This window comes from Pseudomonas sp. BAV 4579 (assembly GCF_009765395.1).
Taxonomy (GTDB): domain Bacteria; phylum Pseudomonadota; class Gammaproteobacteria; order Pseudomonadales; family Pseudomonadaceae; genus Chryseomonas; species Chryseomonas aestiva.
Window position 1 is genome coordinate 62267 of sequence record NZ_WHOV01000002.1, and the last position, 14345, is coordinate 76611.

At 65.4% G+C, this 14345-nt stretch carries 13 protein-coding genes; 6 read left to right on the forward strand and 7 right to left on the reverse strand.

The window, feature by feature from the left end; genetic code table 11:
• Window positions 1-10 precede the first annotated feature (10 nt).
• The 3 genes from glmU (at window position 11) to glmS (ending at window position 4105) form a co-directional block, all read left to right on the forward strand.
• Window positions 11-1378 carry a bifunctional UDP-N-acetylglucosamine diphosphorylase/glucosamine-1-phosphate N-acetyltransferase GlmU gene (gene glmU, locus GSQ95_RS00345; protein WP_158973723.1) on the forward strand — a complete coding sequence of 456 codons (1368 nt, stop codon included), beginning with the start codon at window positions 11-13 and terminating at the stop codon, window positions 1376-1378.
• Window positions 1379-1432: 54 nt separating this feature from the next.
• Window positions 1433-2203 (forward strand): DeoR/GlpR family DNA-binding transcription regulator, encoded by a 771-nt coding sequence (locus tag GSQ95_RS00350; RefSeq protein ID WP_133860212.1) that lies wholly within the window; start codon window positions 1433-1435, stop codon window positions 2201-2203.
• A 66-nt stretch (window positions 2204-2269) separates the two neighbouring features.
• A complete protein-coding gene (gene glmS, locus GSQ95_RS00355) occupies window positions 2270-4105 on the forward strand; it encodes a glutamine--fructose-6-phosphate transaminase (isomerizing) (protein ID WP_158890703.1) in 1836 nt (611 codons plus the stop codon).
• Between the two features lie 18 nt (window positions 4106-4123).
• Here the strand turns inward: glmS and GSQ95_RS00360 are convergent, their stop codons facing one another.
• A complete protein-coding gene (locus GSQ95_RS00360) occupies window positions 4124-4474 on the reverse strand; it encodes an NADH:ubiquinone oxidoreductase (protein WP_158890705.1) in 351 nt (116 codons plus the stop codon).
• 51 nt (window positions 4475-4525) lie between these two features.
• On the opposite strand from GSQ95_RS00360, the gene GSQ95_RS00365 reads away from it, so the two are divergent.
• A complete protein-coding gene (locus GSQ95_RS00365) occupies window positions 4526-5482 on the forward strand; it encodes a GTP-binding protein (RefSeq protein ID WP_158890707.1) in 957 nt (318 codons plus the stop codon).
• Window positions 5483-5613: 131 nt separating this feature from the next.
• Window positions 5614-6576, forward strand: a complete 963-nt coding sequence (locus GSQ95_RS00370; RefSeq protein WP_158890805.1) for an energy transducer TonB — start codon at window positions 5614-5616, stop codon at window positions 6574-6576.
• Window positions 6577-6704: 128 nt separating this feature from the next.
• Here GSQ95_RS00370 and GSQ95_RS00375 read toward each other — a convergent pair whose 3' ends face one another.
• From GSQ95_RS00375 to GSQ95_RS00390, 4 genes are all read right to left on the reverse strand, one after another.
• A complete protein-coding gene (locus GSQ95_RS00375; protein ID WP_133860207.1) occupies window positions 6705-7187 on the reverse strand; it encodes an acyl-CoA thioesterase in 483 nt (160 codons plus the stop codon).
• A gap of 59 nt (window positions 7188-7246) precedes the next feature.
• A complete protein-coding gene (locus tag GSQ95_RS00380) occupies window positions 7247-8005 on the reverse strand; it encodes an SDR family NAD(P)-dependent oxidoreductase (protein ID WP_027598710.1) in 759 nt (252 codons plus the stop codon).
• A gap of 69 nt (window positions 8006-8074) precedes the next feature.
• On the reverse strand, window positions 8075-8476 hold the full coding sequence (locus GSQ95_RS00385; RefSeq protein WP_158890709.1) for an SMI1/KNR4 family protein: 402 nt from the start codon (window positions 8474-8476) through the stop codon (window positions 8075-8077).
• 180 nt (window positions 8477-8656) lie between these two features.
• The gene (locus GSQ95_RS00390) at window positions 8657-9514 is read right to left on the reverse strand and encodes a Tim44 domain-containing protein (RefSeq protein WP_158890711.1); all 858 of its coding nucleotides are present in this window, start codon (window positions 9512-9514) and stop codon (window positions 8657-8659) included.
• 271 nt (window positions 9515-9785) lie between these two features.
• Here GSQ95_RS00390 and GSQ95_RS00395 point away from each other — a divergent pair, with 271 nt between their 5' ends.
• The gene (locus GSQ95_RS00395; protein ID WP_158890713.1) at window positions 9786-11546 is read left to right on the forward strand and encodes a cation:proton antiporter; all 1761 of its coding nucleotides are present in this window, start codon (window positions 9786-9788) and stop codon (window positions 11544-11546) included.
• Window positions 11547-11726: 180 nt separating this feature from the next.
• Here the strand turns inward: GSQ95_RS00395 and GSQ95_RS00400 are convergent, their stop codons facing one another.
• Both GSQ95_RS00400 and uvrD read right to left on the reverse strand, forming a co-directional pair.
• On the reverse strand, window positions 11727-12155 hold the full coding sequence (locus GSQ95_RS00400) for an EamA family transporter (RefSeq protein WP_007160104.1): 429 nt from the start codon (window positions 12153-12155) through the stop codon (window positions 11727-11729).
• Between the two features lie 2 nt (window positions 12156-12157).
• Window positions 12158-14326, reverse strand: a complete 2169-nt coding sequence (gene uvrD / locus GSQ95_RS00405) for a DNA helicase II (protein WP_158890715.1) — start codon at window positions 14324-14326, stop codon at window positions 12158-12160.
• Window positions 14327-14345 lie beyond the last annotated feature (19 nt).

Consider the following 14345-nt stretch of genomic DNA (forward strand, 5'->3'; position numbering starts at 1 on the left):
CGAGGTTCCGATGTCCCTGGAAATCGTCATCCTGGCTGCTGGCCAGGGCACCCGCATGAGATCCGCTCTACCCAAGGTGCTGCATCCTGTGGCCGGTCGCAGCATGCTGGGGCATGCCCTCGACCGCGCCCGTGAATTGCAGCCGGCCGGCATCCACGTCGTCATCGGGCATGGCGCCGACCAGGTCCGCAGCCAGCTGGCCGCCGACGACGTGAGTTTCGTGGTCCAGGCCGAGCAGCTCGGCACCGGGCATGCCGTGGCCCAGGCGGCGCCGGCGCTGACGGCGGAGCGGGTGCTGATCCTCTATGGCGATGTCCCCCTGATCCAGACCGAGACCCTGCAACGCCTGCTGCAGCAGGTGGATGACGGTCACCTGGCGCTGCTGACCGTGGAGCTGGACGATCCCACCGGCTATGGTCGCATCCTGCGCGATGAGCAGGGGCGGGTCACCGCCATCGTCGAGCACAAGGACGCCAGCGACGTCCAGCGCGCCATTCGCGAAGGCAATACCGGCATCCTCGCGGTACCCGGTCGGCGACTGGCGGACTGGCTGGGCCGCCTGTCCAACAGCAATGCCCAGGGCGAGTATTACCTGACCGACGTCATCGCCCTCGCGGTGGCGGACGGCCTGACCATCGCCACCAGCCAGCCGGCGGATGCCATGGAAGTCCAGGGCGCCAACGATCGCCGGCAACTGGCCCAGCTGGAGCGGCACTTCCAGCAGCGCGCCGCCGAGCGCCTGATGCTGCAGGGCGTGACCCTGCTGGACCCCCTGCGCTTCGATCAGCGCGGGCAGGTAGAGGCCGGCCGCGACGTCTCCATCGACGTCAACGTCATTCTCGAGGGTCGGGTGGTGCTGGAGGACGGCGTGAGCATCGGCCCGAATTGCGTGATCAAGGACAGCGTGCTCAAGCGCGGCGCCATCATCAAGGCCAACAGTCATCTGGACGGCGCCGTGGTAGGGGAGGGCGCCGACGTCGGTCCGTTCGCTCGCCTGCGCCCCGGCAGCGAACTGGGCAGCAAGGCCCATGTGGGCAACTTCGTCGAACTGAAGAACGCCCATCTGCAGGCCGGCGCTAAGGCCGGGCACCTGAGCTACCTGGGTGATGCCAGCATAGGTCCGGACAGCAACATAGGGGCAGGCACCATCACCTGCAACTACGATGGCGCCAACAAGTTTCGAACCGAAATCGGCGCGGATGTCTTTGTGGGTTCCAACAGTTCGCTGGTGGCTCCGGTCAGCCTCGGCGCGGGCGCGACCACGGCGGCTGGCTCGGTCATCACGGCAGATGTCCCCGCCGATACCCTGGCGCTGGGGCGGGCCCGGCAGGTCAACAAGACCGGCTGGCAGCGACCGAAGAAGGCCCCCAAGACTTGACGGCCGCTCGCTATTAGGTTTTGATTCGATCTATTATCTTTCGAATCGAAATTTATGACCCGTCGCAATACCGCGCAGCGCCGTCATGCCATCCTCGCCCAGCTCCAGGAGCAGGGCGAGGTCAGCGTGGATGGGCTGGCCCGTCAGCTGGAGACCTCCGAGGTCACCATCCGCAAGGACCTGGCCGCCCTCGAGCGCAATGGCCTGCTGCTGCGTCGCTACGGCGGCGCGGTGGCCATGCCCCAGGAACTGCTGGCCGAGGCACCGCCCCAGGCGTCGCCCTTCAAACAGGCCATCGCCCGGGCCGCGGCCCAGCGCCTGCGCGAACATGCACGGATCATCATCGACTGCGGCAGCACCACGGCGGCGCTGATTCCCCAGCTTGATCGCCGCCCGGGGCTGGTGGTCATGACCAATTCCCTGCAGGTGGCCATGGCGCTGCGCGAGCTGGAGCAGGAACCCATGCTGCTGATGACCGGCGGCACCTGGGATCCGCATTCGGAATCCTTCCAGGGCCAGGTCGCCGAGCAGGTGCTCAGATCCTACGACTTCGACCAGCTGTTCATCGGCGCCGACGGTCTCGATCCGGAGCGTGGTACCACCACCTTCAACGAGCACCTGTCGCTGTCGCGAGTGATGGCCGAGGTAGCGCGGGAAGTGGTGGTCATGGCCGAAGCAAGCAAGCTGGGCAGGCGAATTCCCAATCTGGAACTACCTTGGGAAAGGGTGGACGTGCTCATCACCGATGAGCGCCTGCCCGCCGAGGCAGCCCGGGCGATCGAAACCCGGGGGGTGCAGGTGGTCTGCGCCCCTGTGGAAAACTAGACAATCAGGTCATCCACAGGCGGCCCTGCCGGGTCGCTGTGGATAAGACGGCAACGGGAGGTAAGCATGTGTGGAATCGTCGGCGCCATTGCCGAGCGTAACATCACCGCCATTCTGGTCGAGGGTCTCAAGCGCCTGGAATACCGTGGCTACGACAGTGCCGGTCTGGCGCTGCTGGATGCCCAGGGCGAGTTGCAGCGCCTGCGCCGCATCGGCAAGGTCAGCGAGCTGGAAGCGGCGCTGCTGGCCGATCCCCTGGCCGGTCGCCTGGGCATCGCCCACACCCGCTGGGCTACCCATGGTGCACCCACCGAAGCCAATGCCCACCCGCATTTCTCCCAGGGTGAGGTGGCGGTGGTGCACAACGGCATCATCGAAAACCACGAAGCCCTGCGCGCTCAGCTCAAGGCTCAGGGCTATGTCTTCACCTCCCAGACCGACACCGAGGTCATCGTCCACCTGCTGCACCTCAAGCTGCAGGACAGCGGCGACCTGACCACGGCGCTCAAGGCAGCGGTCAAGGAGCTGCACGGCGCCTACGGCCTGGCGGCGGTCTGGCGCCAGCAGCCGGATCGCCTGGTGGCGACCCGCAGCGGCAGTCCCCTGGTGATCGGCCTGGGTCTGGGCGAGAACTACCTGGCTTCCGACCAGCTGGCGCTGCGTCAGGTGACCGACCGTTTCGTCTACCTGGAAGAGGGCGACGTGGCCGAGATCCGCCTGGATCAGGTCCACCTCTGGGACGTGAACGGCGTGCCGGTCCAGCGCGAGACGGTGCAGTACCACGAAGGCAGCGAGGCGGCCGACAAGGGCGCCTATCGCCACTTCATGCTCAAGGAGATCCACGAGCAGCCCAGCGTGGTCCAGCGCACCCTGGAAGGGCGCCTGGGTGATGGGCAGGTGCTGCCCGAGGCCTTTGGTCCCTCGGCGTCCGCCTTGTTCGCCAAGGTGCGCCAGGTGCAGATCGTCGCCTGCGGCACCAGCTTCCACGCCGGTTCGGTGGCGCGCTACTGGATCGAGGAATACGTAGGGATTCCCTGCCAGGTCGAGGTGGCCAGCGAATTCCGCTATCGCCGCGTCGCCGTCAGCCCGGATACCCTGTTCGTCACTATCTCCCAGTCCGGCGAGACCGCCGATACCCTGGCCGCGCTACGGATGGCCAAGCAATCCGGCTATCTGAGCAGCCTGGCGATCTGCAACGTGGCGACCAGCTCGCTGGTACGCGAATCCCAGCTGAGCTTCCTGACCCAGGCCGGTCCGGAGATCGGCGTGGCCTCGACCAAGGCCTTCACCACCCAGCTGGTCTCCCTGCTGTTGCTGACCCTGAGTCTGGGACGCTGCCAGCAACGCCTGGATGCCGGTGTCGAAGCCGAGCTGGTGGCCGAGCTGCGCCGGCTGCCGGCGCGCCTGGACGAAGCCCTGGCCATGGACAAGACGGTCGAGAAGCTCGCCGAGTCCTTTGCCGAGAAGCACCACACCCTGTTCCTGGGGCGGGGCGAGCAGTATCCCGTGGCGATGGAAGGCGCGCTCAAGCTCAAGGAGATTTCCTACATCCACGCCGAGGCCTATCCGGCCGGCGAACTCAAGCACGGTCCCCTGGCGCTGGTGGATGCCGACATGCCGGTGGTGACGGTGGCGCCCAACAACGAGTTGCTGGAAAAGCTCAAGTCCAACCTGCAGGAGGTGCGGGCGCGCGGTGGTCAGCTGATCGTCTTCGCCGACGAGCGCGCCGCCTTCGAGGAGGGCGAGGGCACGCGGATCGTGCCCATGCCGCACATCCACGACGCCCTGTCGCCGATCCTCTACACCATCCCGCTGCAGCTGCTGTCCTATCACGTGGCCGTGTTCAAGGGCACCGACGTGGATCAGCCGCGCAACCTGGCCAAGTCGGTGACCGTGGAATAAGCGGTTCCACGTGGAACCTCAGGGTACGCGCCAGCTACCCTGATTCTGCTGACTGCAGGCGACGGCCAGGAAGCGGCCGTCGCCGGGCTCGCCGTAATAGTGGATGTCCTGCCGATAGGGCACACCCGGGCTGCGTGCACCCTGGCAGATACCGATCTCGCCCACCGGGCAGCGGTCGACGAAGCGCACCTCGGTCTGCTGACCCTTGAGCTGCGGCTGGCAGAAGCCGTCACGAAACAGCTGGGCGGGGATATCGATGTTGCTCTGGCAGATCTGCACGTCCACACTGGCCTGACGACTGCGAATCACGCAGGCATCGGCGAGTGCCAGTGACGGCAACAGCAGCAGCGGGATCAGCGATCGCCACATTCCAGCCCCTCTCCTCGATCAAATCGCCACTCTAGCACTCGACCTCCCGCCATGCGCCTCGCCGATATCAAGACCCATGTGATCGCCGGTCCTCTGGGGGCCGGCAAGACCACCCTGATCCGCCAGCTGTTTGCCCAGCGTCCCGCCCATGAACGGTGGGCGATCCTGGTCAATGAATTCGGCCAGGTCGGACTCGATGCGGCGCTGATGACCCCGGACGACGAGGGCCTGAGTATCGCCGAGGTCCCGGGTGGTTGCCTGTGCTGCGTCCAGGGCGTGCCCCTGCAGGTGGCCCTCACACGGCTGTTGCGACGCGCCCGGCCGCAGCGGCTGTTCATCGAGCCCTCCGGTCTCGGTCATCCCGCCAGCCTCTATCGGCAACTCCAGGCCTCGCCCTGGGCCGGGGTGCTGAGCCTGCAACCCCTGATCTGGGTAGTGGATGCCCGGCAGGTGCTGCAAGGCCAGCCCCTGCCGGAGGCCCAGCAACAGGCGCTGGAGCAGGCCGGTCTGGTCGTGCTCAACAAGAGCGCCGGTCTGGATCGGACGCTCCTGCCTGCGCAACTCGGCGACCGGCCGCTGTACTGGACCGAGGGCGGACAGATCCCCTTAACTGAACTACCCCTGGCAAATGCCGAGGCATCGACTGGCAGCGAGCTGCCCGAGCCTGGTGCCGTCATCAGCCCGCAGGCACTGCTGCTGCCGGGGCGTCCGCTGCGCTTCAGCCATATTCAGGAGGGGCACCAGGCCGTCGGTTGGCGCTGGCATTCCAGTCACAGCTTCGATGGGCCGGCGCTGCTGGCCCTGCTGGGAGGTCTTCCTGGCCTACTCAGACTGAAGGCGGTCCTGCAGCTGGCGGACGGCTGGCAGGCCTATAACGGTCTCGCCGGAGAAGCTCGCTGGGAACCGACCCTGTGGCGACGTGACAACCGGCTGGAGCTGATCCTGAAGGAGAGGCCGGATCTAGAGGCGCTTGAAAAGGCGCTGCGCGGGACCATTCGCGACATTTGAGGTTGCCAAATTTGTTCAGTTAATGATAATGATTATTAAATTTACTTCCTCTGCGTATTGCTCCCATGGCTCCGACGTCGCTTGCCAAGCCTGAACCCATTGTAATCGCTGCGCGTTCCGACGGTGACGAGGTGGAATCCGTCCAGGGACCGGTCAGGGCCGCCCTGACCGACGACGTGGAGCCGGTGGCCGGGGTCAATGCCGAGCGAAGCGAGCCCTCTGCCACCATCCTGTCGTTCCGCATGCCCGAGCGTAACGAAGAGATCCTGACACCGGTACTGACCCCGGTCGGTGCGGCCGAGCCGGGCGAGCAGCCACCGCGTGGCCGCGGCTGGGGCGCCGCCTCGGCGCTGTCGCTGATCATGCATGCCAGCATGGCAGCGGCACTGTTCATGGTGGTCCAGGCGCCGCCGGAGTTGAAGATCGCCAAGGGTGACGAACCCATGCAGGTCAGCTTCATCCAGTTGCCCAAACCGGTTCCTGAACCCCCGGCACCGACCCCGGCACCACCCGCGCCGCCGCCGCCACAACCCGAACCGCCGCCCCCGGAGCCTCCCAAGCCCGTGGAGCCACCGAAGCCGGTGGAGCCGCCCAAGCCGGTGGTGGAAAAGCCCAAACCCAAGCCGAAGCCCAAGCCGGTCGAACACAGCCAGCAGAAGCCGCTGCCGAAAAAGGTCGAGCCTGCTCCGGAGCCCGTCGCCCAGGCCGCGTCGTCACCGGCACCCGCGCCTGCGGCCACCGCTGCACCCAGTCAGCCGGCGCCGGCCGCGGCGGCGTCCGGCCCGCCAAAGACCGCGGGTCTGCCTAACGGCAGCATCGACGACGCCGATATCCGGCCGGTCAAGATGACACCGCCGGAATACCCGGAAATGCTCCGTCGTCGCGGTGTGGGTGGCGAGGTGCGGGTGATGTTCACCGTGACCGCTGACGGTCGACTGGCCGACATCCAGGTGCTGGAAGCCTCCAACAAGCAACTGGAGCGCGCCGTGCTCGAGGTGCTGGGCGAGTGGCGCTTCGCCCCACGGGTTTCCGGTGGTCAGATCGTGCCGCGCAAGGCGACCAAGACCTTCAACTTCAAGATCCAACGTCGTTAGATCACCAGGCTGCGGAGTCCCTGGCCGCTGGGGTCGCTCTAGGTCTGGATAACGGGACGCGCCATGGTCGAGCATTGCCCGAGCCCGAGCCCGATGCCGTCGAACGACGGCAACCTAACCAGCAACACTCAAAAGGTTTCCTTGAGTGCCTGATAGCGCTCTTGAAGTTCCCGGCGGATCTGCCGACGCTGCTGGGCCTGCACACAGCGCCGCTTCTCGTCCGTCGTCGCCGGTTCTAGTTGGGGAACCGGGCAGGATTTGCCGTCTTCGTCCACGGCGACCATGGTGAAGAAACAGCTGTTGGTATGGCGTACCGAGCGTTGCTGGATGTTCTCGGTGATGACCTTGATGCCGATCTCCATGGAGGTGGTCCCGGTGTAGTTCACCGAGGCGAGAAAGGTCACCAACTCACCGACGTGGATAGGTTCGCGAAAGATCACCTGGTCCACCGATAGCGTGACCACGTAGCGCCCGGCATAGCGGCTGGCGCAGGCATAGGCCACTTCGTCGAGATACTTGAGTAGCGCGCCCCCGTGGACCTTGCCGGAAAAGTTGGCCAGGTCCGGGGTCATCAGGATGGTCATGCTCAACTGGTGGTTGCCGGCTTCCATGGGCGAATCCTCGAGGGGAAATCCTGTAGACGGCGCAGCGGCGCCGTCTGTCACAGCCATCAACGGCCGGCGGAGAGACCGAAGTCGATGGGCAGGTCGGCGCCGGAAATGGCTGCCGCCTGGGGCTGGCAGAGGAAATAGACGAACTCGGCCACCTCTTCCGGCTGGATGAAACGCGCGGTTTCGCCCTGCGGATAGCGATTGAGCAAATTGCGACGATAGCCCGCCGGATCGCCGCTGCCGTAGTGGGCAGCCTGGAAGTCCAGCATGGGGGTGTCGATGTCGCCTGGCGAGACGGCGTTGACCCGCACACCATCGCGCGCCAGTTCCACCGCCAGATTCTGGCTGAAGAAGCGCACCGCCGCCTTGGCTGCACCATAGGCCGCCGCACCAGCGATGGGTTGACGCCCGGCGCCGCTAGCGACATTGATGATGACGCCGCGATTTTCCTTGAGGAAGGGGATGGCCGCCGAGCACATGAAGAAGGTGGCCTTGAGATTGACAGCCATCACCAGGTCGTAGTCGTCCTCGGTAAAGGTCTCCACCTCGCCTTCGCGCCAGATGCCCGCGGCATTGATCAGGGCATCCAGGCGCCCGGTACGGGCCATGACCTTGCTGACCAGGGAGCGGCAGCCCTCGGCGCTGGAGATATCGGCGGTCACGCTGGAATCCAGGCCGACGATGCCGTTCAACCCATGCAGGCCCTCGGCATCGCGGTCGGCGGCGGCGACGCGCCAGCGACTCTGGGCGAAGCGTTGCGCCAGGGCGCGGCCGAGGCCGCCCGCAGCGCCGGTGATCAGGACGACAGGAGTGCTCATGACGCATCCTCCGTAAGTGATGGCCTTATCCAGACCCATGTCGGGCAGGGTCGTTCAGTACCGGCCCGGTCAGCCTTCCAGCCAGACGTCGCGGGCCCAGATCCACACCGAATCCCAGGATTCGTCGGTCAGGTCGCCGTCTTCCCACAACAGTACCTCGCCTTCCTGGCTGACGCAGTAGTAGCCGTCATCGCTGGCGCAGAGGGGAATGTACTCACGCGGCAGGCCTTCGTCCCAGGCGGTGGCGGCCACTTCCGGCAGATAGGTGTGGGACTGCGGATCGGTGACGGTCACCGGCTCGATACGGCCATAGACCACGTCGCTGGCGGTCAGCAGGAATTCACGGAATTCCGGCGGCAGACTGATGAGCAGTTCTTCCTCGATCTCGACCAGCAGGTCTTCGTCGGGCAGCTCCAGGGGTACGGGAACGGGTTCGTTTTCTTCACGCAGGCGTTCGATGACGTCTTCCATAGCAGGCCTCTCTCGAAATGCGCACCGGATAAAGGGAAAAGAGGCGCGCAAGGTTAGCAGTTCAGTCCGGGATAACGGCAGCTTCCGTGCGGACTTGATAGCGGTTTCGAGAGATGTTCGGCAGGCGGCGCCCATGAAAAAGCCCGGCGTAGAGCCGGGCTTTTCGATGAAGCGCCCTTATCAGGCGTTCTGGCGGATACCGGCCAGCAGCCAGGGCTGGTTCTCGCCGGCCATGCGCTCCATGCGCCAGCTTTCGCTGAACGGCTGACCCTGGTCGAAGCGCGATTCCTTGGAGACACCGTTGAAGGTGATGGTGGCGATGGTCTTGCCTTGCAGGTCCTCGACACCGTCCAGGGTAGCGTTCAGGTTCTCGATGTAGGTGGACTGGAAGCCTTCGCCCAGCGCAGCGCGCTCGTCACGCAGCCACTGCAGCATCTGCGGGGTGACGAACTCGGAGATCTTGTCCATCTCGTTGGCGTCCCAGTGCTGCTGCAGGCTCATGAAGTGATCGCGACCGGCGGCCACGAAGCGCTCGGCATTGAACCAGCTCGGGGCGTTGATCACCGGCGCGGCACCGGCAGCGGCACCGCCGAACAGACCGCCATTGCCGGGCTGGTTGGGTATCTCGCGCTGCATGGGTGCATGACCGGCCACGGCGGGCTGCGGACCGGCCTGCTGCTTGCGACGGGCGATCAGGCGGAAGATCACGAAGGCGATGAGGGCCAGGATCAGGAAGTCGAAGAACTGGAAGCCTTCGAAGCCGTCACCCATGAACATGGAGGCCAGCAGACCACCGGCGGCGATACCGGCCAGCGGGCCGAGCCAGCGCGAAGCGCCACTGGGACGGGCAGCGGCAGCGGCGCCAGCACCGGCGGCGGGAGCGGCCATGCCCGGCTGCTGGGTCGGCGCGGCCTGGCGGGTCTGGTGGATGGGCGCGGCGCCAGCGGACTTGCCGGCGCCCATGCGTTTGGCATTGGCATCCAGGCTGAGCGTGAGGCCCAGGCACAGGATCATGAAGATGCTCATCAGGCGTTGCATGTGGTGTTCTCTCTGTGAAGAGTCTGGTGTTGGATACATCTTGCGCTGCCCGGTCAAGTACAGCCAGCGTGAATTGTTTCGGTATTTTGCCCTGTCGGCGTTCCCTGGAAGCAGGCCGCCAAGTGCCTGCAACCGTTAAAAATTTTCAAGCACATCAATCTGTTACAGATTTTTGCAAAGTCCGTCACAAGAGTTTGCAGCTGCTAGTCTTGGTCTCCAGTCAGCGCAGGTGTCGGGAGAGTGCCCGGCCCGTCAGAGGAGGGCCCGGCCGATGCATGCTCTAGCTTTTATCCAGGACATGGCCGTCATCATGCTGGTGGCCGGCGTGGTGACCATCCTCTTCCATCGCCTCAAGCAGCCCGTGGTCCTGGGCTATATCCTCGCCGGCTTCATCATCGGACCCCACACCCCGCCATTCGGTCTGATCCACGACGAAGAAAGCATCAAGACCCTCGCCGAGGTGGGGGTCATCTTCCTGATGTTCAGCCTTGGCCTGGAATTCTCGCTGCGCAAGCTGTTCCGGGTGGGCGCCACGGCCTTCATCGCCGCCTTCCTGGAGATCAGCCTGATGCTCTGGCTGGGGTACCAGGTAGGGCAGATGTTCGACTGGTCGCACATGGATTCGCTGTTCCTCGGCGCCATCCTGGCCATCTCCTCGACCACCATCATCGTCAAGGCGCTCAACGAGCTGAAGATGAAGCACGAACGCTTCGCCCAGCAGATCTTTGGCGTGCTGATCGTCGAGGACATCCTTGGCATCGGCATCATCGCCCTGTTGTCGGGCCTGGCGGTGAGCGGCTCGGTGGCGCCGGGCGCGGTAGCCTCGACCCTGGGCAAGCTGAGTCTGTTCATGATCGTGGCCCTGGTCATCGGCATCCTGCTGGTGCCACGCCTGCTGGCCTACGTGGCCAAATTCGAAAGCAACGAGATGCTGCTGATCACGGTGCTGGGGCTGTGCTTCGGCTTCTGCCTGCTGGTGGCCAAGCTGGAATACAGCGTGGTGCTGGGTGCCTTCCTGATCGGCGCCATCATGGCCGAATCGCGCCAGCTGCTGCAGATCGAGACACTGGTGGAGCCGCTGCGCGACATGTTCAGCGCCATCTTCTTCGTCGCCATCGGCCTGCTGCTCGATCCCAAGGTGCTGGTGGAATACGCCTGGCCGATCACCGTGATCAGCGTCGCCGTGGTCCTGGGCAAGATCCTCGCCTGCAGCCTGGGGACGCTGATCGCCGGCAACGACGGCCGGACTTCGCTGCGGGTCGGCATGGGTCTGGCGCAGATCGGCGAGTTCTCCTTCATCATCGCCACCCTGGGGATCACCCTGGGCGTCACCAGCCATTTCCTCTATCCGGTGGCGGTGGCCGTGTCGGCGGTCACCACGCTGCTCACCCCCTATCTGATCAGGGCCGCCGATCCGCTGGCGCTGTGGATCGGCCGCTGGCTGCCGCAGCCCCTGCAGCGGGTGCTGGGCATCTATGGCGAATGGCTGCGCAGCATCCAGCCCCAGGGCGAGAAGGCGGTCCTGGCCGGCATGATGAGACGCATCCTGCTGCAGGTCGGCATCAACCTGTCGCTGGTCATCGCCATCTTCCTCGGCGGGGCCTATTTCGCCGGCGGCCTGGCGGGCTGGCTCGGCACCTGGATCGCCGATGCCGATCTGCAGAAGGCCTGCATCTGGGGTGGCGCTCTGCTCTTGTCGCTGCCCTGCCTGATCGCCGCCTATCGCAAGCTCAAGGCCCTGGCCATGCTGATGGCCGAACTCAGCGTCAGGCAGAACCAGGCCGGGCGCTACACGCAACCGGTGCGGCGACTGGTCAGCGAGTTGATCCCGCTGCTGTCGCTGGCCGGCATCCTGGTGCTGCTGGCGGCTCTGAGCAGCAGCATCCTGCCACGCGGCGAGCTGTTGCTGCTGATCGGCCTAGTCGCCGTGGTGGTGATCGCGGTGCTGTGGCGCTGGTTCATCCGCGTCCATTCGCGACTGCAGATCGCCTTCATCGAGACCCTGGAGCAGGACAAGGGCGGACACCATTAGCCCGCTTTTGCGCAATCCAGCCATTGCCGGCTGGGGATCGACGCGGCAGAATCGCTCTAAGTCGCCCGTTTGAATGAACGGGACGATGGCAAGGGAATGCGCAATGCAGGAAATCGGCTTGGCCGCTTTCTGCCGTCCGGCAATCTCCCACCGGCGGTCAGGCCCTTTTCCTGCGCCCCTTCAAGGTCGCCAGGCGAGCAGCAGCACGCCCCCGCCGATGGCGGCGATGCCGCACCACTGGCGCAGGTCCAGGCGCTCACCCAGCAGCGCCACGCCAAAGATCGCCACCAGCACCACGCTCAGCTTGTCCACTGGCGCCACCAGCGATGCCGGGCCCAGCTTGAGCGCCCGGTAGTAGCACAGCCAGGACAGGCCGGTGGCCACACCCGAAAGCAGCAGGAACAGATAGCTGCGCCCGGCGATGCTGGCCAGGGGTTGCGCCTGTCCGGTGGCCAGGACGATGGCCGCCAGGACCACCACGACCACCAGGGTGCGCAACAGGGTGGCGAAATCGGCGTTGACGTGTTCCACGCCCAGCTTGCCGAAGATGGCGGTCAGGGCGGCGAAGGCCGCCGCCAGGAGCGCCCAGAACAGCCAGGAGGTGGTCATCGCTAGAGGGGTTCGAGCTTGGCGTAGCTCACCATCAGCCACTTGCTGCCTTCGGACTTGAAGTTCACCTGCACCCGGGCATGGGCGCCGGAGCCCTCGTAGTTGAGGATGACGCCTTCGCCGAACAGCGCATGACGCACCGGCTGACCGAGACTGAAGGTGGTTTCCGGCACCGGTGCCTGGGCGAAGAGGTTGGGACGACTGCCGGCGAAGGGCTGCTTGACCGCATTGGACAGGCGCACCTCCTGGATCAGGCCGTCCGGTACCTCGCGCACGAAGCGCGACACCTTGTTGTAGGTCTCGCTGCCGTAGAGACGGCGGGTCTCCGCATAGCTCATCACCAGGCGGCGCATGGCCCGGGTGATACCCACGTAGGCCAGGCGACGTTCCTCTTCCAGACGGCCGGGTTCCTCCAGGCTCATCTTGTGCGGAAACAGCCCTTCTTCCATGCCGGCGAGGAACACCAGGGGGAATTCCAGGCCCTTGGCGCTGTGCAGGGTCATCAGCTGGACGCTGTCTTCGTGGCTGTCGGCCTGGGTGTCCCCGGATTCCAGGGCGGCGTGGTCGAGGAAGGCCGCCAGGGGCGTCATCTCCTCGTCGCCGCTGAAATCGAAGGAACGCGCGGCGCTGACCAGTTCTTCCAGGTTTTCCACCCGTGCTTGGCCTTTCTCGCCCTTTTCTTCCTTGTGGAAGGTGACCAGGCCGGTCTGCTCGATGATCTGTTGCACGAGATTGTGCAGGGACAGGTCCTCGGCCTTGAGGGCCAGGGTATCGACCAGCTCGACGAAGACGTTGAGCGCCGAGGCGGCGCGACCCGACACCGCGCGGGCGCCGACCAGGTCGTGCAGCGCCTGCCATAGCGAGGTGTTCTGCGCCCGCGCGGCGCTGCGCAGGGCCTCCACGGTCTTCTCGCCGATGCCCCGCGGCGGCACGTTGATCACCCGCTCCAGGGCGGCGTCGTCGTGGCGATGCTGGATCAGCCGAAGGTAGGCCATGGCGTTCTTGATCTCGGCGCGCTCGAAGAATCTCAGACCGCCATAGATGCGATAGGGGATCTTCTCGCGCAGCAGCGCCTCTTCCAGCACCCGCGACTGGGCGTTGGAGCGGTAGAGGATCGCCATCTCGCTGCGCCGGCTGCCCTTCTTAAACTCGCTCTCGATGGTTTCGACGATGTAGCGGGCTTCGTCGTGCTCGTTGAAGCCGGCATAGAGGGTGATCGCCTCGCCTTCGCCGGTGTCGGTCCACAGCTCCTTGCCGAGGCGACCGAAGTTATGGGCGATCAGGCCGTTGGCGGCCTTGAGGATGGTGTCAGTGGAGCGATAGTTCTGCTCCAGGCGGATGATCTCGGCCGAGAAATCCTCGTTGAACTGCTGGATGTTCTCGATCTTGGCACCGCGCCAGCCATAGATGGACTGGTCGTCGTCGCCCACCACCATGAGGCTGGCGCCGTTCTGGGCGAGGTGCTTGAGCCAGGCGTACTGGACGGCGTTGGTGTCCTGGAATTCGTCCACCAGCAGGTGCTGGAAGCGCCGCTGGTAGTGTTCCAGCAGGCTGGGATTGTTGCGCCAGAGATCCAGGGCGCGCAGCAGCAGCTCGGAGAAGTCGATCACTCCAGCACGGGCGCAGGCCGCCTCGTAGGCTTCGTAGATGCTGCGCATGGTGCTGAGGAAGAGATCGCCTGCGGCCTGGATATGCTGCGGCCGCAGGCCCTCGTCCTTCTGACCGTTGATGAACCACTGCGCCTGGCGCGCCGGCCAGCGCTGCTCGTCGAGGCCCAGCTCGCGGATCACCCGCTTGACGATGCGCTGCTGGTCGTCGCTGTCGAGAATCTGGAAATTCTGCGACAGTCCAGCTTCCTGCCAGTGGGCCCGCAGCAGACGGTGCGCGAGGCCGTGGAAGGTGCCGACCCACATGCCCTGGGGACTCATGCCGAGCAATTGCTCGATGCGGTGGCGCATCTCGGCGGCGGCCTTGTTGGTGAAGGTCACCGAGAGGAGGGAGTGCGGCGAGGCGCGCTCGACCTGGATCAGCCAGGCGATGCGGTGCACCAGCACCCGGGTCTTGCCCGAGCCGGCACCGGCCAGGACCAGTTGGCGACCCAGGGGCGCGGCCACGGCCTGACGCTGGGCATCGTTGAGGGAATTGAGCAGCAGGGAGATGTCGTCATTCATCGCCGCATTCTACCGATGC

What these genes read in the sequence shown, in the direction of transcription:
- glmU (WP_158973723.1), top strand. Translation starts at nt 11, where the DNA reads ATGTCCCTGGAAATCGTCATCCTGGCTGCTGGCCAGGGCACCCGCATG.
- GSQ95_RS00350 (WP_133860212.1), top strand. Translation starts at nt 1,433, where the DNA reads ATGACCCGTCGCAATACCGCGCAGCGCCGTCATGCCATCCTCGCCCAG.
- glmS (WP_158890703.1), top strand. Translation starts at nt 2,270, where the DNA reads ATGTGTGGAATCGTCGGCGCCATTGCCGAGCGTAACATCACCGCCATT.
- GSQ95_RS00360 (WP_158890705.1), bottom strand. Translation starts at nt 4,474, where the DNA reads ATGTGGCGATCGCTGATCCCGCTGCTGCTGTTGCCGTCACTGGCACTC.
- GSQ95_RS00365 (WP_158890707.1), top strand. Translation starts at nt 4,526, where the DNA reads ATGCGCCTCGCCGATATCAAGACCCATGTGATCGCCGGTCCTCTGGGG.
- GSQ95_RS00375 (WP_133860207.1), bottom strand. Translation starts at nt 7,187, where the DNA reads ATGGAAGCCGGCAACCACCAGTTGAGCATGACCATCCTGATGACCCCG.
- GSQ95_RS00380 (WP_027598710.1), bottom strand. Translation starts at nt 8,005, where the DNA reads ATGAGCACTCCTGTCGTCCTGATCACCGGCGCTGCGGGCGGCCTCGGC.
- GSQ95_RS00385 (WP_158890709.1), bottom strand. Translation starts at nt 8,476, where the DNA reads ATGGAAGACGTCATCGAACGCCTGCGTGAAGAAAACGAACCCGTTCCC.
- GSQ95_RS00390 (WP_158890711.1), bottom strand. Translation starts at nt 9,514, where the DNA reads ATGCAACGCCTGATGAGCATCTTCATGATCCTGTGCCTGGGCCTCACG.
- GSQ95_RS00395 (WP_158890713.1), top strand. Translation starts at nt 9,786, where the DNA reads ATGCATGCTCTAGCTTTTATCCAGGACATGGCCGTCATCATGCTGGTG.
- GSQ95_RS00400 (WP_007160104.1), bottom strand. Translation starts at nt 12,155, where the DNA reads ATGACCACCTCCTGGCTGTTCTGGGCGCTCCTGGCGGCGGCCTTCGCC.
- uvrD (WP_158890715.1), bottom strand. Translation starts at nt 14,326, where the DNA reads ATGAATGACGACATCTCCCTGCTGCTCAATTCCCTCAACGATGCCCAG.